The following is a 26,671-nucleotide window of genomic DNA, read 5'->3' on the forward strand; positions in this document are numbered from 1 at the left end:
ACCATTCAGCTTTAAGCTTTTTTCTTTTTATTTTTGTTGCGCATCAGGGTTCCTTCATGGGGGAACCAGCGCTTAAAGAGTTCCCGCATATCCTCAAGGTCCGTTGCGCGTTGGGTATCTGCAGTGAAATGAGTCTTTTCGCAGGGATCATTCTGCATGTCGTGCAGGCGCACCTCGATATTACGATCGACGTCATACTCAATATACTTGAACCGGTCGTTCATCACCATACGGCCGTATGCACTTTCCACCCCGAGATGGTCGCGCCACGAGGCTGCCTGACCCTCCACCAGCGGACGCACGCTGCGCCCACGCGGATCGCCTTTGGCACCGGGTACGCCGGCATAGTCCAGCACCGTCGGCAGCAGATCCAGCCCGTTTGAGATCAGATGGGTTTTATCGACCAGCCCGCCCTGCTGCGCACCGCCCTTATCCATCACAATGAAAGGCACCCGGATGCTTTCTTCATTAAACGTGCTCTTACCACTGAGACGATACGTCGCGTCGTTTTCACCATGGTCGCTGGAGAAAATGACCACTGTATTTTTTTCCTGGCCGCTCTCTTTCAGGGCATCCAGAACCACCTGGATTTCAGCATCAACACTCTCTGTCAGGCGGCAGTAGAGCCAGCGCCCCAGACGCCAATCCTCTTCGGAAAGCGCGTTGCGGTTGCTCAGCTTAATGGCCTTCTTCGCCTGAAACGCTTCGGGTTCATCCGTCTGGGGTTCAAAGTTCGGCGGCAGCGGCGGGCAGCTTCCATTGGTGAAAAAGCCGGGATCGCTTTTCGCAACCTTCAACAGCTCAACATTCTCCTTCTTCGGCTTCAGGTCGGTGCGGTGATAGTAACAGATATCGTGCGGATTGATGTAGGAAAGCACCAGATAGTAGGGTTTTTCGTGATCCCGTTTGATGTATTCCACGGCATCTTCCGACAAGTCCATCTTCCGCCCCGTACTCATCACCTCGAATCCGAGTTTACCGGGCTCCAGTTCCGGTGGCAGGTGGGTTTTTCCGCCATAGGCGAGGTCGTACCCGGCGCGCTTGAGCTGTGCCCCGATATGGTTCTGCTCGTATCCGGGCTTCGGCTTAAACTGCTTTGCATTGCTGTTTGAACGGATTCCATAGGTATCGGGGAACTGCCCGGTCATAAACGAGGTGCGCGCCGGAACGCAAACGGGATTGGTGGTGTAGGCGCGTTCAAAGCGTACGCCGTTTTTCGCCAGATAGTCCGCCGCCGGCGTCTTGAGCCATGGATTCCCCGTGCAGCTCATCATCTTCGCACTCTGCTGATCCGTGAAGATGTAAATGATGTTCGGCCGTCTGACTCCGCTTCCCTGCGCCTTTGCATTCGCAAGGGTGGCCGAGGCCATTGCGGCGGCGGTATTTTTCATGAACCCGCGGCGCCCTACCCGATCTACTTTGTATTTCCCCATGCCCAACGATCTCCTATTTCCCGTTTTTACGATCTTTTTTCTTTCTGCTTTTTATTTTTTGAGTCGCCCTTTTTCTTTGGCGGGCGTTTGGCGCGCGGTGAACGCTCCTCCTGCGTGAAGGCACCGCCGCGCAGTTCAATTTCTTCGTCGCAGCGTTTACGCATCTGTTCCAGAATCACTTTATATTCAGGATGATTCGCCAGGTTTTTAAGCTGATCGGGATCCTTTTTCAGGTCGTGCAGGAACTCATGATCGTTGTCGAAATAACGGGCATACACATAGCGCTCACCGTGAATACCTTCCCAGTCCGGAATCGAGCCGTTACCTCCGCAGAATTCACCGAGAAAATCAGTGCGCCAGTCGTTGGGCATTTTCCCGTCCACAAACGGTTTCAGGCTGCGTCCGTGATAGTGTGCCGGAACCGGAAGACCGGCGTATTCCAGAATGGTCGGGGTGATGTCGACGTTCACTGCGATCTGCGGAACAACCTGCGGTTCCAGCCCCCGCGGGTCAACGACCAGCAGCGGCACCCGCAGCGCCTCGTCGTAATGCGTCCACTTACCGGCGAATCCACGGTTTCCGGCGTAGTATCCGTTATCGGCGGTGAAAATAAAAATCGTGTTTTCATACAGGCCTTCCGCTTTCAGCTTTTCAATGACCCGCCCAACGACGTTATCGATCCCCGAAATCATGCGCAGATAGTTGCGCATGTTGTGCTGATATTTTTCGGGCGTATCCCAGCGCCATTTGTAGCGGGTAAGATGAATCGAGTTCTGCATAAAATCAGGCTGCGACGTAAAAACAGCCGGATCGTTCAGCTTCGGCCAAGGCATCGCCATGCCTTCGTACAAATGCTCTGTCGCCTTCGGATGCGGGAAATGATCTTTCTTGTCGCTATCCTCTGCGTGTGCAGCATTAAAACAGAGATTCATCGAAAACGGCTTATCTTTCGGTGCGGAATCAATGAAAGTTTCCGCCTTATCGCCAATCAGCTCGGTTTCATGGCGCAGCGAGCCGTCGGGCTGTTTTTTAAAATAGGGATTGCGCCCGATTTTTACAAACTGGTCGAACATTTTTTCCTGCTCTCCATCCGCGAAATTCACGTGATTTTTTCCAAAATATCCGACGGTATATCCGGCATCTTTCAACAGGCGCGGATAGGATGAAGCAGACCAGCGCCGATCGAAGGTGCGTCCGTTGGCTGCGCCCGTTCCGTAGCGGTGGCCGCGCAGGTACATGCCCGAAAACATCGAGGCGCGGCTGATCCAGCAGGTCGGCGTATTCACGTAAGCCTGTTCAAACCGTGCGCCCTGCTCCGCCAAGCGGTCAATGTTCGGTGTTTGAACGACCGGATGTCCGCTGTACCCGAAAAAGTCGTAACGAATATCATCCGTCAGAAAGAATACGATATTGGGCTTCTTCTCTGCATGTGCCGCCACTGCGCCAACCACCAACAGTCCTGCAATCCACTTCTTCATCATTCAGTGCTCCTGCTTATTCCTTGTACGTTCATAACTATGCCCCATGGGAACCGGAAACTTCCCTGGCTTCGCCCGCCAAAATTGCATCATGTATTTTGAGCAAGGCTTTCAGTTCGTCGAGCGGGACCTCGCCCGGCGAGGTCTGCTTCTCAACCGCCAGCGCGGCGGCGCCTGCCCGGGCGTGCCACTGCTTTTGTGGCTAAACCCGTCTTTGCCGAAATACCAAACGAGCAGCGCGATGGTGTTGTCGCCTTTTTTTAAATAGGGCGCCAGATCGACTTCGTCGTAGTAGGTATCGTCCGGGGTCGGTCCGCGCTTAAGCTGTCCCTCAAAGACGACCTGCTCGCCGTTGATCCAGAGCCAGTATTTGGAATCAACCGCAATGCGTGCCATCGCTTTTCGGGGCGCTTCATCCAAAGCGACGACGTTCCGGAAACAGCTCCACTGGTTTTCATTCGGATCGACCGGCTCTTTCTTTTTCTTTGGAACAGGAAGCAGTCCAACGACCCCGCCTTCTTTTACGGTTTTTTCGATCCGCTTCGCGTTAACCACATATTCGAGCCGCAACACCTTTTCTATATCTTTCGCCGGGTCCTGACCGGCCAACTTGTTGTCGACTTTAAAACGAAACTTTCTCGGGTCGTAAGCCTTCGACAATTGCACATCGACCAACTGCTGGAATTTCGCGGTCACATCGATCTGCTTCGATGGATCATCCGCCACCCCGTAGATCGCTTTTATAATCACAATTTCAGGTATGCTTATCTTTTCCGGACGCGGTTCGACAGCCACTTCCACTTCACGCTGGGGATGCACCCCGATCCACTGTGCCTGCCAGGTATTCTTTTCGACAGCGAAACCCGAAAGCGCGACCATTAAAATCAGGATCGACATGGTAAATTTCATATTTTTATTCTCACCTTTTCAACAAACAGCTCGGTCAAAAGGCGGAACTTCCTGCCATCAATCGCCCCAACCTTTTCCAAACAAATATAATACAAACTATCATTAATATAACGCATATAAAATTTCATTTAGGACAATTATGCAGAAATCGTTTCACCTTCTCCCTTACATTTCCCGCGAGTCTCTACCGCCTGAATGCAAAAAGCGGATTGCTCCCCATTTGAAAGGGGTACGTTGTCCCGCATTTGGGCGCCCTTTCCGCCAGCCGCTTAACCGAAACGCCTAAAAACCTTTCAGCACATAAGGGTCAGGTCTGGACATTAGACATTCAGTAATTGTTCGAACCGTTCCACCTGTTTCTTTGCGCCCTTGTCCTCCTGCAAACGTTCTTCAAAGCGCTTCACCATTTTGCTGACTTCCGGATACTTACCGCCTCCTGCAACCTCGCCGACGGCCAGCGCCATCGTAGCGACAGTTTGCGGGTCTTCATTGAGCGATTCTCCTAAGGCAGTTTTACTTCGTCGCCGAGGATCAGGCGGTCGCCGGCATCTTCGATATGAAAGAGGTGCAGGCGTTCCAGGCCGCCACGGTTGGGCTGGTGAATCGATAGCAGGAGTTCACCTTCGAAGTTCTTGAAGAGCATGCCGTGCCCCCCGTCTTTTTCAATCAGCGGGGGGCCAATGTGTTTCCAAGGGCCTGCGATTTTCCCGTTGTCCGAAAGGGCCATAGATACATTGTACGCCATGCTCTTACCGACCGTGGACCAGATCATGATTAGCTTGCCAGTCTTGGTTTTATAGAGGAAGGGACCGTCGGTAACAAATTTATTTCCGCTTTTGTCATTTGCTGTCCAAGGAGACTCGGACGCGGCGAAGAGGACCGTCGAGCTTCCCTCGGTTGCGGAGAGGTCGCTCTTGAGTTTGATCAGATCCATGGTTCCGTCGCGAATCTGTTTCCACTCGTGGCAGAAGACCATCCAGGGCTGTCCGTCCTCGACGTAAAGCGTCCCGTCCAGTGTCATCCACTCCGGATCGAGGTGGGGACGATTTTCGAAGGGTTTGAATGGGCCTTTGGGCGAGTCCGCCACAAAGATCTGGGTACCTTTGTACTTAAATCCATGCGCCAGGCCGCGGGTAGGATGCATGGTGGCAAAGAGGTAGTATTTGTCTTTGTATTCGTGGACTTCCGGAGCCCAAATGCCTTTGGCTCCCCAGAAACCTTCGGGAAGTTCCAAAACCGGTTCAGGCCCTGCCCAGTGCTTTAAGTCTGAACTCCAATACACCTCAACCCCTGCAGGTGTTTGAGCATTCCGATTGCCAGTTTGGGCGTATAGATAGTAGGTGCCGCTTTGTTTGTGCGGCAGGATAAACGGGTCGCGGATCCGGATCTCGGATGTGGTTTTCAGGTTTTCCGTGGTCTGGGATCCAGATTGGGCAAACCCGTTCGCGCACAGTAAAAAAAGTAGTATTTTCATCTTCACTGGGTTCTCTCCCCGGTTAGTTATTTCTTCTTTTGTTTCTTCTTCGATTGCTTCCGCTTGCTGACGGCATCAAACGGACGCGGGCCATCGGCGAGATAAGGGGTGCCACTTCCGGAGATCTGCTTGTCGCCCTGGGCTTTCATCCACTCGTCAAGCAGAGCGCTCATCTTCTCGATCTGCAGCCGATACTCAGGATTTTCCGCGAGGTTGACCTGTTCTGCAGGATCCTTCTCAAGATCGTAGAACTCGGTCGCCGGTCGGACAAAATACCTGTTGAGCTTGGCCGCGGCCGCGGGATCTTTCTTAATCGCCTCGTCCCACGAGTGCCAGTAGGCGCCTGCACCGTCTTTTCGCCCGATGTCAGAATGGTTTGAATGCTGCCATTCGGGGTGCAGGTTACGAATATATTTAAAGCGCTTGGTGCGAACCGCGCGAATCGGATAGACGTTCATCCCTTTATCACCCGTATGTGTGGTGTAGATTACGTCGCGATGCTCGGCGGTTTTGCCGAGTAACACGCCGGCAAATGATCGTCCGTCGATATTCTCTGGAGCCGGTCCACCGGCCAGGTCAATGAATGTCGGAAAGATATCGACCCAACTCACCATGGCATCGGTGCGCTGCCCCGCTTTGATCTTGCCCGGCCAGCGGACGATCAAGGCGACATTGGCGCCGGAATCATACAGGTTCCATTTTCCAAACGGCCACTGACCACCGTGGTCGGCGCTATACATCGTGATATAGTCGTCGCTGCCGAGGTGCTCGCGTAACAGCTGATCAACGGCCGCCATCTCGGCGTCCATGCCGGTGATATCCGATAGATATCGTGCCCAGTGCTCTCGCGTCTCCGGCGTATCGATAAAATAGGACGGCAGTGTGACCTTTTGTGGATCGTAGACGTTCTTTTTCGTCCAGGGGACGTGCGGTCGACGGTCGCCGACAATCAGGCAGAGCGGCTTATCGGAGTTCCGTGCGGACAGGTATTTTTTCACACTGTCGCGCAGGCCGTTTTTGTTCGTGTTGAGATGGTCAAAGCCACAGAGACTGCCATAGTCTCCATGCGCGACCTTGCCGATCGCCGCGACCTCGTATCCGAGTTCCTTCAGATGCTTGACCATGGTCTGGCTCTCGCGTTTGGGAAGCACATGATTTCCCTCCGCACCATTGCGTGCAGGCATCAGACCGCTCAGCAATGCGCATCGACTGGGACCGCAGACGGGCGAAGCGATGAAGGCGTTGCTAAATACCATCCCTTCATCAGCCAATGACTGCATCTTCGGTGTTCGCGCATCCTTGCTGCCAAAAACGGAGCAATCAGCACGACCATGGTCGTCGGCGACAAAGAATAGAATGTTGGGTTGTTTGACGTCCGCATACGCTTGCATGACCAGCGTCAGCGCGATGATGATGAGTGATATGGATGGTTTGCTTCTGGTTTTCATCTTTTTCCTGTTCAGAGGATTTCCTTCATTACCTCAAAATTTTTCTGCGCCTCGTCCGGCCCGGGCGTGGCATAGGCGGGATCCCTGGCACGAATATAGATATCTCCATCCGACTGGATTTTTACCTCCAGCGGAACGATGGTGGTCCCCTGCGGATTGATGGTTTGGGCCGTTTTAGACAAATCACGCGTTTCGATGCCTTCGCGAGACAACGGCGGAACGTTGGCGTTGAAGAAGGCGGTGCACCACCATTTCCCATCGCGTGTCTGGAACGGCGTGCCGTGACCGAGGAAACGGCCAACGAATCGACGCGGACCGTACGGACCGCTAATCTTGTCAGCGGTGCAGTAGTAGAGGTTGTAAGAGCCTTTGCGGCGCCGGTCCGTCGACCACGCGGTGCCGAAATGTACGTATTTATCGCCGATCTTATGCATCGTAGCACCTTCGTGCCCTATCACGCTGATCGCTTTGCCGTCCGGGCCCATTCGGCTTCCTGAAGGATCAATACGCATCGGCTTCGCGGTAAACTTCGTCATCTCGTCATTCAGCGGCACGATATACGTATTGCGCCAAAGCAGGTAAACCGTTCCGTCATCGTCTCTGAACAGGGATGGATCGTGAAGCCCCTTAGACAATTCTCCGAGCGGGAAGGAAAAAGGGCCTTCGATCTTATCGCCTTGGGTCACGGCCAAATTTGATCCGTGCCGTATGGGACCGCCCGTAGTGTGCAAGATGTGCCACTTTCCATTCAGGTAGTGAACCTCTGGCGCCCAGAGATGCCAGCGAGACCGGTCTCCGGTAAATGCTTCTGGCTGCTGCTTTGCCCAATATCCGTCGAGTAGGTTAAAAGGTTCACCCAAATCTTCCCATGATATCAGATCCCGACTCCGCCAGAGTCGCATGTGATAGCCGACGAGGCTTTGTTTCCCGAGTCCGGTATTATATACGTCCGCTACCTCAAGGGGATCATTGGGGTTGCCCGTCGTCCCGGTAAGGTAAAAATAATCGTCCGGCCCGAGAATAATATAGGGATCGCGGATCCAACCGCCTTTGATGTAAAGGGCGCGGTCATGCGATTTCAGCCCGGCTTCAATTTCAGCCCGGCTCATTACAGGCTTCTCCGTAGCCGAAAGACCACAGGCACAAGCCATCCACAATGTTATCATCCATATTTTCTTCATATGCTATTTTTCCTACTTCTTCTTTTTCTTCCCTTTTACCGGCTTGGGATACACCCCGTTTTGGTCGGCCCAGGATTTCCAAAGTTTGGAAAGTTCGGCCGTCTTTTCGGGATACTTCTCCTTCAAATCATTGAGCTCGGTACGGTCATCCTTGAGGTTATAGAGCTCCCACAGTTTGGGCTCTGGACCGCCGGGCGCGGATACGCCCGTACCGACGAGTTTCCAGTCTCCCTGAATAATGGCGGCGTTGTTTTCGTGCTCAAAATAGAGTGGCTGGATGCGCCCGAGCGGTTTGCCTTTGAAAAGCGGGTCCAATGAAAGACCGCTGAGCGGACGGATCGGGTTGCCCTTGTATGCTTGCGGATAATTCGCGCCCGCAAGGTCCAGGAAAGTGGGCATAAGATCCGGAAGACTCGCAGGCTCGGCCACCCAGCCGCCCTTCTGTTGGATGCCTTTCGGCCAATGCGCCACAAACGGGGAGGCAATACCGCCCTCGTGAGTGTAGTGCTTAAACTTGCGAAACGGCGTATTGGACGCATTCGCCCACCCTGGACCATAACCTGCCCGCGAGCCATAACCCTCTTCCCATTTTGGGGTGTCGAACGGATTGATGTTACCTTTACTTTCAGCGCAACCGCCGTTGTCGGACAGGAACAGAATCAGCGTGTTATCGAGCTGGCCGTTCTGCTTCAAATGGTCAACCAGCTTACCGATGTTCTGATCCATGCGATCGATCATCGCGGCGTAGTAAGCCATGCGCAAATCCATCTCTTTCTTTGTTTGTTCATCCAAGCTGTCCCACGACTCGTTGGAACGCTCGCACAGTTGCCAGCTTGGATCAATCAGCCCCATTTCGACCTGTTTCACGAGTCGTTGATCGCGAAGCTTATCCCAGCCGAGCATGTATTTCCCGGCGTATTTTTTTACTTCCTCCTGATGCGCGTGCAGCGGCCAGTGTGGCGCTGTATAGGCGAGATAGAGAAAAAACGGGCGGTCTTTCCCCTTCTGTTCTTCATCGATAAACTGGATGGCATAATCGGTAAAGGCGTCGGTCGTGTAGTAGCGGCGATCAGTGGTCGATTCCGGCTTTTCGATTGGATCGTTGCCCAACGTAATTCCACGCGGGTGCGATGGAGTAAAAAAACGGGTGGCGCCAGCGAGGCAACCATAGAACTTTTCAAACCCGCGTTGCAGCGGCCACTGACTTTCCTCCGCCATCCCCAAGTGCCATTTACCGGTCATCAGCGTGGCGTAGCCCGCCGGCTTCAGTACTTCGGCAAGGGTCACGCACTTGCGGTTCAGGTATCCCTGATATGCATGCTCAAGCTCATCCTTTCGGACGCCTGGGGGTTTTGTCATGTGGCCGATCCCTGCCTCGTGCGGGTGCAGGCCGGTCATCAGCGTCGCGCGGGTCGGACAGCAGCGTGCGCTGTTGTAAAACTGTTTAAAGCGCAGGCCGTTCGCCGCCAGCGCGTCCAGGTTCGGGGTCTCGATCTCGCCGCCGTAGCAACCGATATCCGAAAAGCCCATATCGTCGGCCATAATAAGGATGATATTCGGCCTGTCCTGACCTTGAAGGGGCTTTTCAGTCGCGCTGACGACCAGCGTCGTCGTAGCGACAAGTGAACCGATTAGTGTACGTATATTCATTCGGATTCGCCGCATGGCTTCGTTGTTATTTTTTTTCATTTTGCTTGGAATAAAATGGGGTTTCGGGTTGAACCGTTGTCGCCGGCGGCGCTCTTGGCCTGCTCAAGCAGGAATTTCACGACCGCTTTGTATTCGGGATTCCCGATCACTGTAGGTCTTCAGCGATAGTGGCACATATAGGCCCCTTTTGCTAAGAGACGGATCCGGCCCTTTCCTTGTTTAGCATTGCATTCTTCTTCCTGCGTTTTTCAAGCGTTATCATTTTCAGTTTTTTCCGGTCTGCCAGGTATGGTGTCCGTGCAAAACGGCGATCAGTTTGTTCGAGTCGGGGATGGCGCGGGCGTGACTGATCACGGTCGGGAACCAGGAATTATTTCCGTAATATTCCGTCTGCCCCGTTCCGTCGGGGTTCATCTGAAAAAGCGGCTGCGGATACAGCTGGCCGCGATCATTATAGTCCCAGCGCGTATAGGCGATACGCCCGTCATTCAACACGCTCGGGTGCGTCGTATGGACCTGATCGAACCCGACCCGGCGCAGATAGTTGCCATCCTTGTCGCAAATATACAGATTACTGACTTCCGTCTTCCAGCAGTCGACGGTTTGCACGCAGCGCGTGGAAGCAAAAACAATATCGCCGTTCGGCAGGTAACAGGGTTCATAGTCAGCAACCCCTTTCCCGAAGGTGAGCTGACGGATTTCGCGCGTTTTCGCATCCATTTCGAACAGATGGAAATCGTCGTCATCGATGGTCGGTCCTTTCTTCCAGGCAAACAGGATTCTGGTTCCATCAAACGAAACATCTACATCGCGGATGACCCCGGTTTTATCTTCAAGCAGCGTTTCCACTTCGCCCGTTTTTACGTTGAGCAGACAGAGCGCGGAACCGGGAACAAAATGACGTTCCCTTTGCCCATCCGATTGCCCTTCGGTGTAAGCGTAAAAACTGGGCGTAACCGGGTACCGTTTAATAAAAAGGATTTGAGGCGCACGCGCCGCCAGCTCTTCGCGCATTTTTTCCTGTTCCGCACCTTCCACTTCCGCGCAAACCCCCGAAAAAGAGAGCCCCAAAAACAAAGCTAAAGTCACTCGCCGCCCAAATTCATCAAGCCAACGGCATGAGGCGAAACAATCTATTCTACTCATTTTACTTCTCCATTTTTACGCTTCATTGGCTCAAGGTATCCCAATGAAGTCAAAAACATATCCACATCTCCGATCGTTTCCCTAAAGAGCTCGGGGCTCATTTTATACCTGTAAAACCCGTGTTTCTGCCCTGCATACAAATGAAGCTCAGAGCGTACCCCCAGCGCCTTCATCCTGCGTTTATACGCCTCCGCCATTTCGACGGAGATATGCTTATCCTCGGTCCCGAAAATAACAACGGTCGGCGGGGTTGCCTGCGTCAGATTGTGCATCGGTGAGATTTTTTCCCAGTATGCTTTGACGCGCTCGTACCCATATCCCTTTGGGCTGTTGTCGTAGACCGGATTAAAGAGCACCAACGCGTTTGGGCAGTAACTAATGCTTTTATCGTCCGTCTCCTCTTCGAAACTCGTTGCCGTACCCGTTGACGCTGCGATATGCCCCCCCGCCGAACCCCCACCGGCAATCAGTTGATCCGGATCGATACCGAGTTGATCCGCATTTTGACGGACCCAGCGAATGGCCGATTTAGCGTCCTTCACACATTCAACCGGTGTGGTTTTATGTTTGTTTGCGAGCCGGTATTCTACCGACATCGCAACGATGCCCCGCGACGCAAGATATTCGCACTGCCGATAAAACATGGCAGGGCTTCCGCCATTCCATCCACCTCCGTGAAAGAGAACCGCTACGGACCGCTTATCGGTTTTCTGATGCCCTGCGGGATAAAAGATGTGCAACGCCAATTCGCCTTGCTCCGTTTTTTTATACACGATCTTTTCAGCGGGCCCCGGCTCTTGCGCCAACACAGAAAGCGCGCCCAAAAGGCCGAAGAATGAGAGGGTTTTCAGTAAAAATGTTTTATTCATAATCCTGGTGCTCCGTGCTTTATTTTTTAAGGGTTTTAAGTCGGCTTTGCGGAACAACTTTGCGGAATAGCCGCCTAAAGGCGGAACACCGTACCTTTTCAAAGACGGCTTCTACTGCCCCGCGGCCTCAAGGTCTTTGCGGGCCTGATCCTTCCATGACCCGCCATGTTTCTTTTTATAGTTCTGCAGGGCCTCGTATTCCGCCGGATCGATTTGGTCGTCGCGGTTTTGGTCGATAAACGGGAAGAGCCACTCTAATCCGGGTTTATCCCGGCTCCATGCGTCTGGCGAAGACCAGGTGTTTTTTGCCGATTTCCCGCCGGATTTCTCCGCTTTTGGGGTTCGTTTCGGCGGAGCCGGGTTTTCAACAGCTGGAGCCGATTTTGTGACGGAGGGTTTCGCCCCGGTCACCTGCGCTGCGTCATCTTTAAGCAGCCGGATCCGATCGAATGTCTGCTTCTGTTTAGGTACGGCGGAAACGAAGCGGATTATTTTAAGGCCGGGCTCCTCAAACCGAACCACGCCCAGGGACACGTCTTTGAGGGTGGAGGAAGGCTCCAGGGTGCCAACGGTTGTCATCGGATAACCGGTGTCCGATTGCGCCGCATCATTCTTTACATCGTCCACCTGCACCGTACAGGATCCGCCCGCGGCAACCGTTGCGCCAAGGCGGTAGGTACCGGGCATCTGCACATCCAACACGAAATCGATGTAGCTCCCCTCGCCGGCACGCAGATCCGCACAAACCATCCGCCCGCCGGATGCGCTCGCATCCGATAGCGGATAATGAAAGTTTCCGCGAAGATTATAATCCGCCGAGGTCTGTGCGGGGATGGACTCTGCCTCAACCCAACCGTCGGCCGGGATTTCCGGATAGCTGAACGAGAGATGCTTTTCCAATTTTTCGATCACCAGCGCGTATTCCGGATTGTCGGCGAGGTTCGTAAATTCATGCGGGTCGCTGGACAGTTTGTAGAGTTCCGTTTCGCCCGTAATCAGGCGGGTCATCCGGAAGTCATTATCCAGCACCGACTCGAAAAAGATGCCATCCATCTGACTGGTCATCAGTGCGGGGCGGTCCCACTCGGCGTTCGGGTTTTTCAGGAGCGGAACCAAACTGTTTCCGTCCAGCGTCTGGGGCGGCTTCGGCAAGCCCAGCAGCTCAATCAGCGTCGGATAGATATCAAGCAGCGAAACCGACTTGCCGCACATCGCGCCCTTCGGAAGGCCGGGTCCGGCGATAATCAGGTTGCTGCGCGACGAATCGTACCACGGCTTGATTTTTGACCACGCGTTTTTTTCGCCGAGCATATAGCCGTGGTCGCTCCATAGCACCACATAGCCCGTTTCAGCGTAGGGGCTGGCATACCAAGCATCCAGCACGCGCCCGACCTGTTCATCGGCAAAGGTCACACTCGCAAGATAGGCGCGCACAAACTGTTTGTCGTAGCCTTTTTCGACCAGCATGTCGTGATAGCCCTTGCCAAACTTAGCCTCAAAACCGGCGAGCAGCTTGAAGCGTTCCGGCAAATCGTCCAGATCGTCGACGCGTCGTTCGGAGAGCTGCAGCGTTTCGAGCGGATATTGGTCAAAATATTCCTGCGGCACAATCCACGGCACATGCGGACGGAAAATGCCGAGCGAAAGGAAAAGCGGGTCGGTATTCGACTGAATGGTTTGGATGCCCGCACTCGCCGCTTTGTAGTCGCCCATTTCAGAGGCGGGCATATCGGCGATATCCCAAATGGCGGAGGCGTTTAACTTAATCCCCACCTTCTTGAGTTTTTTCGGCGTTTTAAAGGGCGGAATATAGGTATCGAACTCAGGCTCATCCCCCTTGTGAAAGTTTTTAGCGATACCGATGCTTTTCCAGCCGTTTTGCGAAAACAGTTTCGGAATCGTTACCGCGTCCGGGCCCGCATAGAAGCGCCACCCGCCCCTATTATCATTTGACACATTGCCGGAACGGGCGGGCGCGATACCGGTAAAAACAGAAGGGCGTGAAGGTCCGCACGAAGGCGATGCACAAATGGCGTTGCTGAAGGTAACCCCCTGTTCCGCGAGCCGTTTGATATGGGGCGAAATCACCTGCGGATGGCCCTGCAACACCTCGTTCCAATCGTTCCAGTCGTCCACATTAATGAACAACACGCTCGGGGAGCGTGACGCTCCACCCGCAGAGAAACAGCCCGTAGCAAGTATTAGATAAAGCACTCTGAGGATCACACGCCGCCGGAAGTAAGGACAACACAACTTCTTCATAATTTCAGTGTTCCTGCCAGTTCCTTGTACGTTCATAACTATGCCCCATGGGAACCGGAAACTTCTCTGGATTCGCCCGCCAGAATCGCATCGTATCTTTTGAGCAAGGCTTTCAGTTCGTCGAGCGGAACCGCGCCCGGCGTGGTCTGCTTCTCAACCGCCAGCGCCGCGGCGGCGCCTGCCGCCTGCCCCATGGCCATGCAGGACGCCTGAACACGTAACGCGGAGTTGGCCAAACGATCACTCGATACGCATCGACCCGCCACCATGATATTCTTACGGCCTTTCGGGATCAATGCGCCCAACGGAATCGTCGGCACAATGCCCTGCTTCAATTTTTTACCCACCAATTCACCACGGGTATGGAGGTCGATGGGGTAAAAGGAGTTACAGATGGAGTCCTTATACATTTTCCCGGAAACGAAGTCCGCCTCGGTGATGAAGGCCTCGCCCATAATGCGATAATTCTCGCGGAACGAGGTTTCGGGCTGCATGTGCTGAAGTTGCCGATCCTTGTGCGTTTTTAGAGTTTTGCGCAACCGCTCGAGAACTGCTTTTCTGCCGGTGAGGTTGGCCGCCGTCACCGTGCGGGAGTTGCTCGAATCGGCTCCATGGACATACAGGCGCTGACACTGTGCCCGACCTGGGTTGAGATGTTTCCCGATCATAAACAAAAAAGAACCAGGTTGAACTTCCGCTTCGCGCAGCCGTTCTCCACCAATCAGACCGACCGTTTCCGCCCCGCCGCTACAGTCGATGATCTGCTTACAAGTTACCGTACGCTCGGTTCCGAATCCGGCACAGTTGACCCTCCAGCCGCCTGCGGTCTCCGTCACCTGAGTGGGGAATTCGTAGTAGGCGATCTCCACGCCCGCCTGTTCACACTTTTCCTCCGCCAGAAGGGCGTAGACAAATTGATTAACCTCAACCTGATTTTTCCAGTGCGGTTTCAGATACACCGAAAAGTCGGGCAGGTGCCCGCCATCCAGTTCAACGCTCTCTTTCACCAATTCCCAACCGATGCCTGCGATAATCTGTTTGCCCCAGGCATTAAAAATCCCCGGCCAGGCCACTCCACCGGTAGTCGTGGTTCCGCCCAGCTGGGCTCCGCGTTCCACAACCAGCGTCTTTGCGCCTGCCCGGGCCGCCTGGATTGCGGCGATGGTTCCAGCGGTTCCGCCCCCGACCACCAGCACATCGACGTTGTTTTCGACGGCCCCGTCGGCTTGATGCTGCTCAACAGGCTTCAATCCGTCCGGCATCGCCTTTGTCGAGGCTGCCAGCGCGAGACCCGTAACGGAATATCTTAAGCAATTACGTCTTTTAATCTTTCCCATCTTTCTCTCCTTTATTTAAACGGCTTCGGTCTGAAGTATTCATAACCTTCTGTTCTTGTCAGCGGTTTGTTTTTCAACGCGCTTCATCAGTCGGATCGGCTCCATGAGCCAGTTTCAAATCAGTGCAAGGTCCTGTTTTCCCTGGCGCACTTTTCCTGAAAGGCCGTGAGCGTTTCGGCCATTTGCTCGTTCAGGCTCTGTTTTTCCAGGTACCAGTAGGCCCTACGAGCAATAAAGAAGTTTTCGTTTTCCAGAAATCGTGACACTTCCATGAGTAATGGCTCGGAAACATGTTGATGTTTCTCAATCAGGTTGAGGAAAAGATGAAGCTCATAGTAGGTGTCTGTTTCCGTCAAGCCCTCGCTAAACTTGTCAAGCTGGGCACCGGAAATCGTCAGCTCCGCCCCCAGGAGTCCCAGCAGATAGATCCGCGTTTCCCCGTCGCTTTGCTTGAACAGCCTGGCAAGTTTTTCATAAAACGCATCCGAGTCCGGCAGAGCTGACCTCAGATATGCCAGCCCTGCATCGATGTGGACCTGATCCCCGCCGCTCATCACGTCAATCACCTGCGACACGAATGACGGAGCGAACAACTGATGCCGTTGAAGGTGCTCGAGGGCAAAGAGAATGAAACGCGGATCGTCGCGGGCAAGAAAGCTCTCAAGAAGTTCCGCACTGCAGTTTTGGTGTGTCAGTTCCATGGCGGCCTCGCCAACGCCGCCATTTGCCCAGTGCCAGAGATGGTAGCTGCTGAGTGCGGCGCCCTCGACCACGGCTTCCCGCAAAGTAAGCGGCGTCGCCCCCGACATGCCATCCACCCTGCTTTTGTCACGGTAGCCGGTCAGCTCGGATATCCGCTGTGTGCGCAATACGGAAGATCGATCACGCAGGATCCGATGAAGTTTCGCATGATCTTCCTCCGTGAAGGCCGCCCATGCCTGATCCCGCTCTGATGGGATTCCACCCGGCAATCCAGTCCATGCCATTTTCTTCGTCGCTGCATTTCTGTCCGGTACCAGGGCCTTTTCCAACACCGACCCATCGGCGACAAAATAGCCCCGAAAGCCCCCCAGTGCGTCCCAGTCCATCATAACCCTGACGACCTTGCAGAGGCCGTCTAAACAGACAACAGAATCCACTTCCATGGAATATCCCACGGGGTACCCGCGCTCATCCAAGGCCTGGGAAAGGCTGTGCGGCCGCGGTTTATTCGCATCAATCCCCGGGTGTTTCACGACAATACGGTGAGGAACAACACGGTACGCCTGATCGGATTCTACATGGCCCAATGCGGCCATGCTCATCGCGAACATCAAAATTGGAGTAAACTTCATCATGTCACGGCAACTCAACGCGCTTCATCAGGCGGACCGGACCCAGGAGCCCGGAGGGCACCAATTCGCCGCCTTTATCGTAATGGTTCCACGGTGCAAAGGTGTGGCGGTGACCTTCAGGAATGGCCGTGCCGTTGAGAACCCAGTCGGGGAACCGTTCGTACGCTTCATTTTTCCATTTGCTGCGCTTGCCGGTTTCCGGCAAAGCCGCGTCACCGATCAGTCGGTTGACCCACAGATTGGTCACCCGGATTTCCAGTTCGTTTTTACCTTTCCTGAGCGCGCCGGAAAGACTTACGCGAAACGGCGGCTTCCAGAGCACACCCAGATCTTTGCCGTTCACCAAAACGCGTGCCATAATCTGCACGTCGCCGAGATCGAGAACCAGCTCCGCGTCCGGATCGGAAACCGCAACCGTTTTGCGATATGACGCCGTGCCGGAAAAATGTTTAATTTTCTCGTTCGAATGTTCGTTCCACGCAATCAACTCGCGAAACGGTTGCGGCTCTTTGGGCCCGAAAGTCGGATCAAATGTAACGGTCCAGTCGCCTGTAATTTTCCCGGCTTCCTTATACTCGATTTTCGGAGATACTTTTTCGGTTTGATTAGTCGGTTTACGGAACACCACAAAAATTGAATCAGCGGGATCGAACTCCAGATCGACCTGCGTGCGGCCATCCTTGGTTCTACGCCAGTTCGGAGCCGGCATGGTTTCGCCCGTTTCGGGGTTCCACAGTTCCGGCAATCTACCCGCAATACGGAACGTCACTTTTTCGTCGCGTGAATCGTAGGTCTGGTTGGATACGAAATAGAAATCGGCATCGCCAACTTTATGATGCGCATACTGCATTTTATCCGCCATTTCACAGTCGGGCGTAATCGCTTTAATGCCGGCGTCGAGATCGGAGAGCGGACGGATCTTTCCGGAATCCCAGTATTTTTTCAGCAGCGCATTCAACGCCGCATCATTCTTTTCGGCATCCTTCAAACGCGGGGTGCGGATCGGTCGATCGCAATAGACGGATGCGCCTTCTTCGACGAGCGCACCGAGTTTTTTCGCGGTATCGGGCGTCATCAATACCGTCCGCTTCATCACCAGCATTTCATAGACGTTCGGTAATGTTTTGCCTTTATAAGTGACGCGCACGTTGCCGTTTTTATCGACGAAGAGTCGGTCAAGCGTTCCGATATCCGCCATGTTGAATTTATGGCCTGGAAGCCACGGCTCAGACAGTTCCTTTTCTTTATAGAAGCAGTTGAACCCGCGTTCGTCCCCATACAGATAGAGAAAGTCGCTCACGTATTCGCCTTGCTGGAAGATCGACTGACAGCGCGCAATGTACTCTTTCCAGACTTTGGAACCGTAGAACCAGGTATTGTTGCGGGCACCCTGAAAGCCGAACTGCCCCATCGTCATCCCCGGCTTCACCTCATCCGGGAACGGGTTATGCGCCGCCGAATGGAAAATAAGCCGGTTAATCCCACGCGCGAAGGCGCGGTCGCCCCGGATCTTCATCACATACGGGTGCATTTTCCAGTCGCCTTTCATCCGCGTATAGGCTTCGGCCCCGACCACCTTCCTGCCCGTTAAATGCGCGGCGGACGACATCATCTGCGCCGTCCATTGGAACCCGAGTGCATCCGCCCACGGATCGTGCGCCTTGTTCTGCCAGAATTCCGTTACCGGAATATCGGCGAGTTGTGCGACGCGCGAAGCTTCAAACGGCCCCCAACCGTAGGATTCAAGCTCCATCTTGAGTCCGTTCTGGTGGCATTTTTCGGTGAAATAAAGGAAGTAGTTTTCGTACACCAAATCCGCCGCCGTCCGGCGCAAATCCCACAACACGCGCTCGCTGGTTTCGGTGCTTTCCAGAATCCGGCCCGTCACGCAAACCAGATGCGGAATGAGGTCGTAGCCCGCCCGCTTTTTAAACTCCAGGTCAAACCCGTCAGTCCAGTTCTGATGCCCTACCTCGTAGCTATCAATCAGAAAGGTGCTGAACGCCCTGTGTCCTTTTCCGTAGGCGACGATTTTATCGAGAAACTTTTCCCAATATACATCCGCGACTGCGCGGCTCATCTTATCGATTTCCAGCCCATTCGCGCCGTCGGATGCCGGACGATTCATTTCACCGGTCGTGGTGCTTCCAAAGCGGATCACGGTCCACTCTCCCGACTTCGGGCTCCAGTTCAGCTTGCCGGATGCATCCATCTTTCCCGAAAGGTCCAGCACCTCTTCGAGCGCGATAACCCCATCAGCCGGAGCTTTATCAAAGGAAGGCGGAAAGTTGCGGTCGCTCATTTTTTTCTCGCCGGTCCGCTCTTTTGCCAGATGTCCGTCGAGCGCTTTTTCAAACCAGTGCGCTAACCGGTAATCGGCATCGTCCGGGGTCGGAAAGGCGAGCACCGCAATATCGCGGTAAAAGTCGTGCAAGGCCTTCGGTTGCTCGAGCCGGATTCCGTTTTGTCCGGCCTTGATTTTCTTTTCAGACCAGACCAGTTTTTTCATCGACTGCTCCGGCGTAACCCATGCCGCCCCGGTGCTCGACCAGCCGGAATGGTTTTTGATGGAAACATCGAGTCCGAGCCGACTCGCTTCCGCCAGCATATATTCAACGGCGGAATGAAATTCCTTCGAGTCAAAATAGACGCCGCCGTGCGGGGTGTGCCAATTGATTTCGAAAAGCGAAAGTCCGCCGATTCCATTGGCAGCAAACGCCTCCAGATCTTTGGTGATGGCCGGCTCGGAAATATTTCCATTCATAAAATGGTAAAAGGTATACGGCCTCGCCGATTCCGGCGGACTCCTGAATGATCCTTCGACCTCACCGCGCGCACCCGCAGCAAGCAGGCAAGCCATACTGATAAATAGACTTTTTTTCATTATCATCCCATAGAGGACGTTAACGGAATGTCAGCGCCCGTTTTTGTTAAGGTTTTTGGTGTTCGATTCATTTAGTCGATTCCGATTTTTTATTGAAGGGTAATGATGATTCCCCGTTTTAAACAGTTGGCTGTCCCACAGCATTTAGACGAACCCCGGCAGATACGCCTGTTCCGGTGCTCCTCGGATGCGACCGGGTGGTTTGGCTGTCCCATAGGATTCCAGCAGGGCGGGCAGGTTCCAACGACGCCAAAGCGAGGATCTTACGACGGTGAACAGCCGCTTGAAACTGTGATCCCATCCGTGCATGAACTTGAGACAGCGCATCAGCAAATGGACGAGCAATCCGGTCCATACCTGCCAGCGCACGGCATTGGCACTGTAGCCGAGGAAATCGGAGAGCTGGAGCGTCTGTTTGATTTCTTTAAAGAACACCTCGATGTCCCAGCGGCAACGGTAGAGCTCGGCCACGGTCCACGCACTCCACTTAAGATGGTTAGTCAGAAAGACCATCTCGATGTCTTGACCGTTGATTTCGACGAGTGCCACAACCCTGCGCAATTCGCGCGGGTAGGCCTCCTTAGATTTATCGAGCGCGAGTTCAATCACCTCGTCACGAAGGATGCGCTTGTGTTTAGTCGTTTCGAGGGAGCGTATCACCGTGTACTGCATGTTGTCTTTCGCTCGACCCGCCCAATTAACACCGCGCTCCGTCAGTTCCGAGAGATGCTTAAACTTGATATAAGCCTTGTCGAATACAACGATTTCTCCGGGCTCAAGGTCAGCACACAAGCTCAAGGTCTTGCGGCTGTCATGGTATTTTGCCGTGTCGACAATGGCGCATCGCGGAAGAAAGCTTTGCAGGTCCAGACGCATGTGACACTTCGCCGCAGCCTTGCGGCGGCGGTGCTTTGCCCAGTCCATGCTATTGGCCACCAGCTGTATCGTGGTCGAATCGAGCGCATGGATCGTCTTGCTGAAGCGACGGAGATATCCACTGCGTACTTTACCCTTCGCAAAGCCGGGCACCGTGTCCATCAGATGCTTCATCATGCTCCAATAAAGTTCTTCAGCCATGTTCGCGTCACGCACTTGATTCGCATGACTCAGGTTGTTGCGAGACGGCGGAACCGCACCGCGGATGGTGGAGAGCGCTGCTGCATTCATCTGGAGCGCGTCGCATACGTCGTTAAGCCCGAGCGCATGAGCAAGATGGGCATACAAGAGCGAAACCACATGGCTCCACGGAGTGTACGTCCGGCTTCGGGCATCGACGCCATGCTTCTTCGCAAGGTTCGTGACCATGTGTCCGGGAATCAGATTGCACAATTGCTTCAAGGTTGTATACCTATGTCCGGCTGGTTTGTGTTTTTGTCTCTGTTTTTTCATACCCTCCGAGTGGAGGATTTAGAGCTCACAAGCCAGCCTTTTTATTTAAAAGCTATGGGATGACAGTGACTTTTTTTCATGTTTATTCCGCTATTCCTTGAACAACAACTTGATGTTTTTTTGTTTCCTATTTCTTCAGCGGTTAAATATTGAGAATTCCATTAACCACAAGATGCACAGAACTCACAAAAGGCCTATAAATATAGCTATGTGTCTCTTGCGTATTTTGTGGTTAACCAAAACATTTAGTCGCCGGATCTAAAATTAACGGGCGGGGTTGCCTGCACCCACTCGTCGATCAACTTCGTCAGTTGCTTCACCTTTTCGGGATTTGCCGCGGCCAGGTCGGTTTGGTCATCGGGATCGCTCTTCAGATCATAGAGTTCCTTTTTGCCGGGACGGGCGATCAGCTTGTCCCAGCCGTCGATCACCACACGCGCCTCCAGACCGTCATCCAGATTATCGAGCTGATCAATGTCGCTGTCGTGTTTGTAGACATCCACAAAAATGCGGCCGCGTTTGGCGAGCGCCTTTGGATCACGCAGATCCAGTCCGCTCATCGCATCCGGTGGCGTGATGCCGCAGGCGCGCAGAATGGTGGTTGCAACGTCAATATTGCTGGCAAGAATCTCTTTTTCACGCTGTGGCGGAACCGTCTTCGCATGCGTCACAAAAATCGGGGTGCGAATGCCCATCTCAGTCGGCTCGCGTTTAGAGCGCATATATCCGTTGACCCGTTCCGGGTTGGGCAGCCAGCCGTTGTCGCAGGTATAAACAAAAATAGTATTTTCGTAGAGTCCCTTTTCTTTCAGGTGGTCAACGAGCTGGCCGCAGGTTTCGTCGAACCAATCGACGTTCGCCCAGTATTTGGCGGTCGGTTTATCGGGCGCGATCTCCTTGTATTTGTTGTAGAACCGTTCCGGCGCATTATGCGGAGAATGCGGCAGGAATACACCATACCAGATGAAAAACGGCTGATCGTTCTGCTGCGCCTTCCCCACAAAGTCATAGATCGGCTGCATTGTCTTGCGTCCGATATCCAGCCCCTTGTCTCCGTGCCGGCCGCCACGCGTAGGATCACCGTGGGTCATGGCATCCGTAAAACCGTGATCCAGCGGATTGCCTTCCCACCACTTGCCGGTTTGCAGGGTGGCATATCCGTTCGCGTTGAGCTCTTTAATAAACGAGGGGCACTTCGCTACTGGCGCGGTCATCTGATTACGCATTTGCACCCACTGCGCCTTCATTGCTTCGTTGCCGGGCTGATTCATGCCTTTCTTGGAGAATCCTTTCGGCATCACCGGGTCGTTGCCGCGGACCCCCGTTTCGTGCGGATAAATTCCCGTCGCGAGGCTGGCCAGCGAGGGCCGACAGAGCGGCGCGGTTACATAGCCGCGCTCATAGAGCAGGCCTTCGGAAGCGAGTTTATCCAGATTCGGCGTCTGCACATCCGGATGCCCCATGAATCCGTAATCCATCCAGCCCTGGTCGTCGCTCAACAAAAATACCACATTCGGTTTTTGGGCGGCCTGAGCCCAAAATCCAGTCAATATCAGCATACCTGTAATTAATCTTATCATTTTACTTCTCCTACCATTCTTCGGTGCCCTTCGGGGAACCATTCGTTCAGTGCTTTTTCGAGTGAATCCCACGCCGCTTTGCGATCGCCTTCTGGAAGGAAATGGCGCGTTTCGTAGGGGTCGGCTTTTAAATCCAGCATCTGTGTTTCCGTTTTTCCGTTGTAGGGATAGTCATATTCGATCAGCTTTTTCCCATCGGAATTTACAACCATCCAACCAATCTGACTTTCCACACCGAGCGTATCGCGCCACTCGACGTTTCTGCCTTCAAAGAGCGGACGCATACTCCGCCCGCGCGGATCGGCTTTGGCTGCCGGGTTTCCGGCGTAGTCGGCGGCGGTCGGGAGAAAATCGAGTCCGGTCGAAACCAGCGCGTCGACGTTGACCGTGCCGGCGGGAATCGTCCCTTTATACATCGCGATAAACGGAACGTTTGCCGATTCTTCGTAGAGCGCGGTTTTATGCTCGATCCGATGCGCGCCGTCCATATCGCCGTGATCGCTGGTAAAAATGACGAGCGTGTTCTCTTCCTGCCCGCTCTCTTTAAGCGCGTCGATAATCAGCTGGATTTCAGCATCGACCTGTTCGGTGAGGCGGGCATAGAGCCAGCGGTGCAGTCGCCAATCGGCCTCCGTATAATTTTTGCGCGCTTCCTCTTTGAATGCCCGAATCCTCAGATACGCATCAATCGCAGCGGGTTCCCCCTCTTGTGGCGCAAAGTTGGGCGGCAGCGGCGGGCAGTGCTTTTCAAGAAACTCATCCGCATCGATTTTCGCACTGCGGTTCATGAGTGCGACTAAATCAGTTTCTTCGAGTCCTTTTTTCTTCGGGGGTTTTGCTCGATCCTCAAATCGGTAGTCGCGCAGGGCCATATAACAGATGTCGTGCGGGCTGATAAAATTCGCCCACATCAGAAACGGTTTGTCGTCCGGTTTTCGCTCCCGGATAATCTTTGAGCTCGCTTCGGCCAACGGCATCTTCGGATTTTTTTCATACACCTTGAATCCGTGTTTCGCCGGGCTCAAAACTTCGGGTAAATGGACTTTCCCGCCGTAAAACAGATCGTAACCTGCTTCTTTCATAGTGATCGGCAACAGGGTATTGATGACCTCCTCGGATGCGCCGCCAAAGCGTTTAGCACCACCGGAATTTTCACGGACAAGGTTCCCTTTTTGATCGCGGAAATCCGATGGGAAACGTCCGGTCATCATTGAAATCCGGGCCGGAACACAAACCGGGTTGGTTGTGTAGGCGCGTGTAAAGCGCATTCCGTTGTCCGCGAGATAATCCATCGCAGGTGTTTTAAGGGTCTTGTTACCGGCACAGCTCATCATATTCGCGTGCTGCTGGTCGGTATAAATTAAAATGATATTCGGCTGACCAGAGAGCTTCTTTTCCGAACCCGTTGCGGCACGCAGCGACGGCATCATCAGCACCCCACCGCCCGCTGCGGCTGTTGTTGTAAATCTTCTACGCTTCATCATCCTTTCTCCTTTAATCCATTGGGTCAGTCACAGGCTGCAGGCGGTCGATGACCGGCGCGGTTTTAATCGTTGGCTTGACCGCGAAGCGTTCAAATTCGGAACCGACCGGATCGGGAATCATACGGATTTCTTCGTCGCCGCGATAGACGCAGTTCGCATCGACCCACGCCATGAGACGACGCAGATCTTCGCCTTCAATCTTTATGTCTTTGTGGGTCCCTTCACGCACCATGTTAATCAGTGGACTCGTGTACGAAAGCATGGTGCGCGGCTTAAGCAACTGCACATTAAACATGCCATTATCGGCTTCCACCTGCAGCGCACCGGCAATGCCCGCACCCGGCGCATCCGTTTTAACCGGCGGATGCTGCGCTCTATGTTTCCCATCCTTTACTTCTTTTTGGCCTCTGTACCACGTTGGCCCAACCAGTGTGAGATACGGTTCCTTAAACGGCCAGAGTTCTTCCGGCACACCGAGTTCCGGAACGCCGCCGCGCAAGGTCAGGTCGAGCACTTTGCGGGCTTTCGGGTTTTTATCGCCTTGGTGACAGCTGCCGCAATATTTGTCGAGCACCGGCTGGGCGAAACGTTCGTAACTGATGCTGACCGGGCCCCACGGCGGCGGGGTAATTTCGGACGGTGCGCGGCGCAACGCTTTTGAGCTGGCTTTGAATGCGACGGGAGTGCGGTTGTTCTGTTCGTGACAACCGAGACAGCCGCGCGTTTCGCCGGGCATCACGCCGGTGAACGAGCGCATAATCTGCAAACAGCGGTAGTCCTCGTCGAGCAGCTGGAAATGGAGCGCTTTTCCGCTCGGGACTTTAAAGTGAACGGAGCCGTCCTCTTCTACCGGCACCGTGCCGAGAATCCGCTTTACACCGTCTTCCTGGATAATCGAAACCGCCGGGCCGGAATGGCGGAACGATTTGACCATCGACGTGTAGGTCTTCGAATCCATTTCGATTATCCGAAGGTATTTTGCGGTCCCGCGCGGCAGGTCTTCGTCGATACCCTCATACACGTCGGCGCTGTACAGAACGCCGTCTTTCGCAGGCTCGCCTTTATTCGGCCAATCCACCGTATCGGCGCGCATCGGCGGAACCGTGCGCGGCTTCAGCGGCATCGCGTACAGAATATTATGATTACCGCGATAAATCAGTTCACGGTTCCCGTCCATATCCATCAGGTAGAGCGAAAACGGATTAAAAACCGAAACCCGGTTCCCGCCACTGTCGACTTTTCCGCTTCGTATCGAAACCAGAAAATCATTTTCGCCGATGGGGTACGGCGTTTTATAGGCACCGTAGTTCCCGCTCGCGTGATAGTTCGGCGAATAGGTCGGATGCGGCGGTTTCGGGTCGCCCGTTTCAGGCCATCCCACATCGGCCGTAATCTTGTAGATACCGTCCGGGTGCTCGCGTCCTTCGCTCAAATTGATCACGCCGAGCGAGCCGCTGAACACGCGATGATGCCCCTGTCCGACAAACATCACGTTGCCCGTTCCGGGGATGGCGCGCGCCTCGATCAGCATATCGGGTGTAAACGAACGGTTGCCCCAATAGATTTGCGGATTGGTTCCATCAGGGTTCATCGTCCACAACCCCTGAATGCGCCAAAGAGGTCGCTCGGTATATTCCCAGCGCGTATAGATCACCGAGCCGTCAGGCATCATCGCGGGCAGATAGTCCGGCTCGTTGTTGCGGGAAATAATGCGGATATTCTTTCCGTCCGCATCGGCACGGGCCAAAACGAAAGCGGGTGAAGTGGGCAGACAGCGGACATAGCTATGTGCGCGGGTGGTCGAAAATAGTATTTTCCCGTCCGGCAGATAAATCGGATCGAGGTCGTCGTAGTCGCTGTTCGTCAATTGTTTAAGTCCGGTTCCATCCACATTAACCTCAAAGAGCTTGAACGACGGGTCGAAGTGGTCCTTTTTCGAGAAGATGATTTTATCCGCGTCGTACGACAGATCGGGGCGCCAAAGATAGGTGTCCAAATCGTCCGGCAACAGGTTTTGTACCGCCGCGTTCGGATTGAGTCCGCTGATAACCTGGAGTTTGCTGCCCGAGTTGAATTGCTGCGACCCGTTCCGGTGTCCCGACTCGTGGTTTGAGTGCACCGTTTCCGGATGCGGGCTGTCGATTAAAAGGATGCGGTCAAAATCGACCGTCGGATTGCTGAACAAAATTTTGCGCTTGGCACGGCGTACGTCGAAGTAGAGTTCTTCGAGTTTATCTTTGCCGCTGGTTTGCGGAATTTCGCGTTCGAGCTTTGCGATGGCTGCAAGCGCGGCGGCTCGGGCTTTTGCCGTTTTGCCGGCGCCATTCATTTTTTCGATTCGAGTGGCGAGCTGTCTGGCCCAGCCGATTTCCTGCTCGATCCGCTCCGGTGTAACCTGGCTGTTCGCCTGAAAAAGCCAATCGGCTTTCAGCAATTTTTCTGAATCGGTTTTGCTGACCGGACGCGTTGCGGAAATCGTCGGAAAGAAATCGGTAGTCTTCAGCGCTTTGATCTCGGCTTTGAGTTGCTGGAGTTCATCGTACGCCGCTTGAAGCGATCCAGGATTTTGTTCGACCTGTTTCCGTAAAGCTTCGACTTGCTGCATAAACTCCGCTTTTTTTTCGTTCGAAAACTCCTCTTTCCGTGTGAGTTTCAACAGCGAGTGATGTGTCCAAAACAGCTCATCGAGAACCCGCTGCGGAGTCAGCTCCGCCCTACCCCATACAGCGGCAAGCAACATCACAAATAATAACGCGTTTTTCTTCATTCTATCATTCTCTATTTTTCAGTCAGCCGGGGCACTTTGGCCCCGT

The 26,671-nt window shown here is 53.9% G+C and carries 17 protein-coding genes and 1 pseudogene; all 18 read right to left on the reverse strand.

Features of this window, described 5'->3' with window-relative positions:
* Positions 1–11 precede the first annotated feature (11 nt).
* Positions 12–1,433, reverse strand: a complete 1,422-nt coding sequence (locus E9954_RS10730) for a sulfatase family protein (protein ID WP_136079167.1) — start codon at positions 1,431–1,433, stop codon at positions 12–14.
* A gap of 26 nt (positions 1,434–1,459) precedes the next feature.
* A complete protein-coding gene (locus E9954_RS10735) occupies positions 1,460–2,914 on the reverse strand; it encodes a sulfatase family protein (RefSeq protein WP_136079168.1) in 1,455 nt (484 codons plus the stop codon).
* A 174-nt stretch (positions 2,915–3,088) separates the two neighbouring features.
* A pseudogene (locus tag E9954_RS33660) lies at positions 3,089–3,412 on the reverse strand (glycoside hydrolase); the annotation flags it as partial.
* Between the two features lie 728 nt (positions 3,413–4,140).
* Complete coding sequence (locus tag E9954_RS32430) at positions 4,141–4,284, reverse strand: hypothetical protein (protein WP_168442156.1); 144 nt, start codon at positions 4,282–4,284, stop codon at positions 4,141–4,143.
* 38 nt (positions 4,285–4,322) lie between these two features.
* Positions 4,323–5,294, reverse strand: coding sequence for a glycoside hydrolase family 43 protein (locus E9954_RS10745; RefSeq protein ID WP_136079169.1), 972 nt, complete (start codon positions 5,292–5,294; stop codon positions 4,323–4,325).
* Positions 5,295–5,320: 26 nt separating this feature from the next.
* A complete protein-coding gene (locus E9954_RS10750; protein WP_222847145.1) occupies positions 5,321–6,742 on the reverse strand; it encodes a sulfatase family protein in 1,422 nt (473 codons plus the stop codon).
* A gap of 11 nt (positions 6,743–6,753) precedes the next feature.
* Complete coding sequence (locus E9954_RS10755; RefSeq protein ID WP_222847146.1) at positions 6,754–7,923, reverse strand: family 43 glycosylhydrolase; 1,170 nt, start codon at positions 7,921–7,923, stop codon at positions 6,754–6,756.
* A 12-nt stretch (positions 7,924–7,935) separates the two neighbouring features.
* Entirely contained in the window at positions 7,936–9,573 is a 1,638-nt protein-coding gene (locus E9954_RS10760) for an arylsulfatase (protein ID WP_136079170.1), read from the reverse strand.
* Positions 9,574–9,837: 264 nt separating this feature from the next.
* Positions 9,838–10,719 (reverse strand): TolB family protein, encoded by an 882-nt coding sequence (locus E9954_RS10765; protein WP_136079171.1) that lies wholly within the window; start codon positions 10,717–10,719, stop codon positions 9,838–9,840.
* Positions 10,716–11,588, reverse strand: coding sequence for an alpha/beta hydrolase (locus E9954_RS10770; RefSeq protein WP_136079172.1), 873 nt, complete (start codon positions 11,586–11,588; stop codon positions 10,716–10,718). Before E9954_RS10770 ends, E9954_RS10765 begins: the two co-directional genes overlap by 4 nt.
* 111 nt (positions 11,589–11,699) lie before the next feature.
* Positions 11,700–13,850 (reverse strand): sulfatase, encoded by a 2,151-nt coding sequence (locus E9954_RS10775; RefSeq protein WP_136079173.1) that lies wholly within the window; start codon positions 13,848–13,850, stop codon positions 11,700–11,702.
* 38 nt (positions 13,851–13,888) lie between these two features.
* Positions 13,889–15,187 (reverse strand): FAD-dependent oxidoreductase, encoded by a 1,299-nt coding sequence (locus E9954_RS10780; RefSeq protein WP_136079174.1) that lies wholly within the window; start codon positions 15,185–15,187, stop codon positions 13,889–13,891.
* Between the two features lie 119 nt (positions 15,188–15,306).
* Entirely contained in the window at positions 15,307–16,524 is a 1,218-nt protein-coding gene (locus E9954_RS10785; protein WP_136079175.1) for a hypothetical protein, read from the reverse strand.
* Position 16,525: 1 nt separating this feature from the next.
* Entirely contained in the window at positions 16,526–19,405 is a 2,880-nt protein-coding gene (locus E9954_RS10790; protein ID WP_168442157.1) for a glycosyl hydrolase, read from the reverse strand.
* A gap of 144 nt (positions 19,406–19,549) precedes the next feature.
* Positions 19,550–20,794, reverse strand: a complete 1,245-nt coding sequence (locus E9954_RS10795) for an IS4 family transposase (protein ID WP_136079177.1) — start codon at positions 20,792–20,794, stop codon at positions 19,550–19,552.
* Positions 20,795–21,039: 245 nt separating this feature from the next.
* Positions 21,040–22,374, reverse strand: coding sequence for a sulfatase-like hydrolase/transferase (locus tag E9954_RS10800; protein WP_136079178.1), 1,335 nt, complete (start codon positions 22,372–22,374; stop codon positions 21,040–21,042).
* Entirely contained in the window at positions 22,371–23,858 is a 1,488-nt protein-coding gene (locus tag E9954_RS10805; RefSeq protein ID WP_136079179.1) for a sulfatase family protein, read from the reverse strand. The genes E9954_RS10800 and E9954_RS10805 overlap by 4 nt, the downstream gene beginning before the upstream one ends.
* A 10-nt stretch (positions 23,859–23,868) precedes the next feature.
* Positions 23,869–26,625 (reverse strand): HzsA-related protein, encoded by a 2,757-nt coding sequence (locus E9954_RS10810; protein WP_136079180.1) that lies wholly within the window; start codon positions 26,623–26,625, stop codon positions 23,869–23,871.
* Between the last annotated feature and the right edge of the window lie 46 nt (positions 26,626–26,671).

Source organism: Pontiella desulfatans (genome assembly GCF_900890425.1).
Taxonomy (GTDB): Bacteria; Verrucomicrobiota; Kiritimatiellia; order Kiritimatiellales; family Pontiellaceae; genus Pontiella; species Pontiella desulfatans.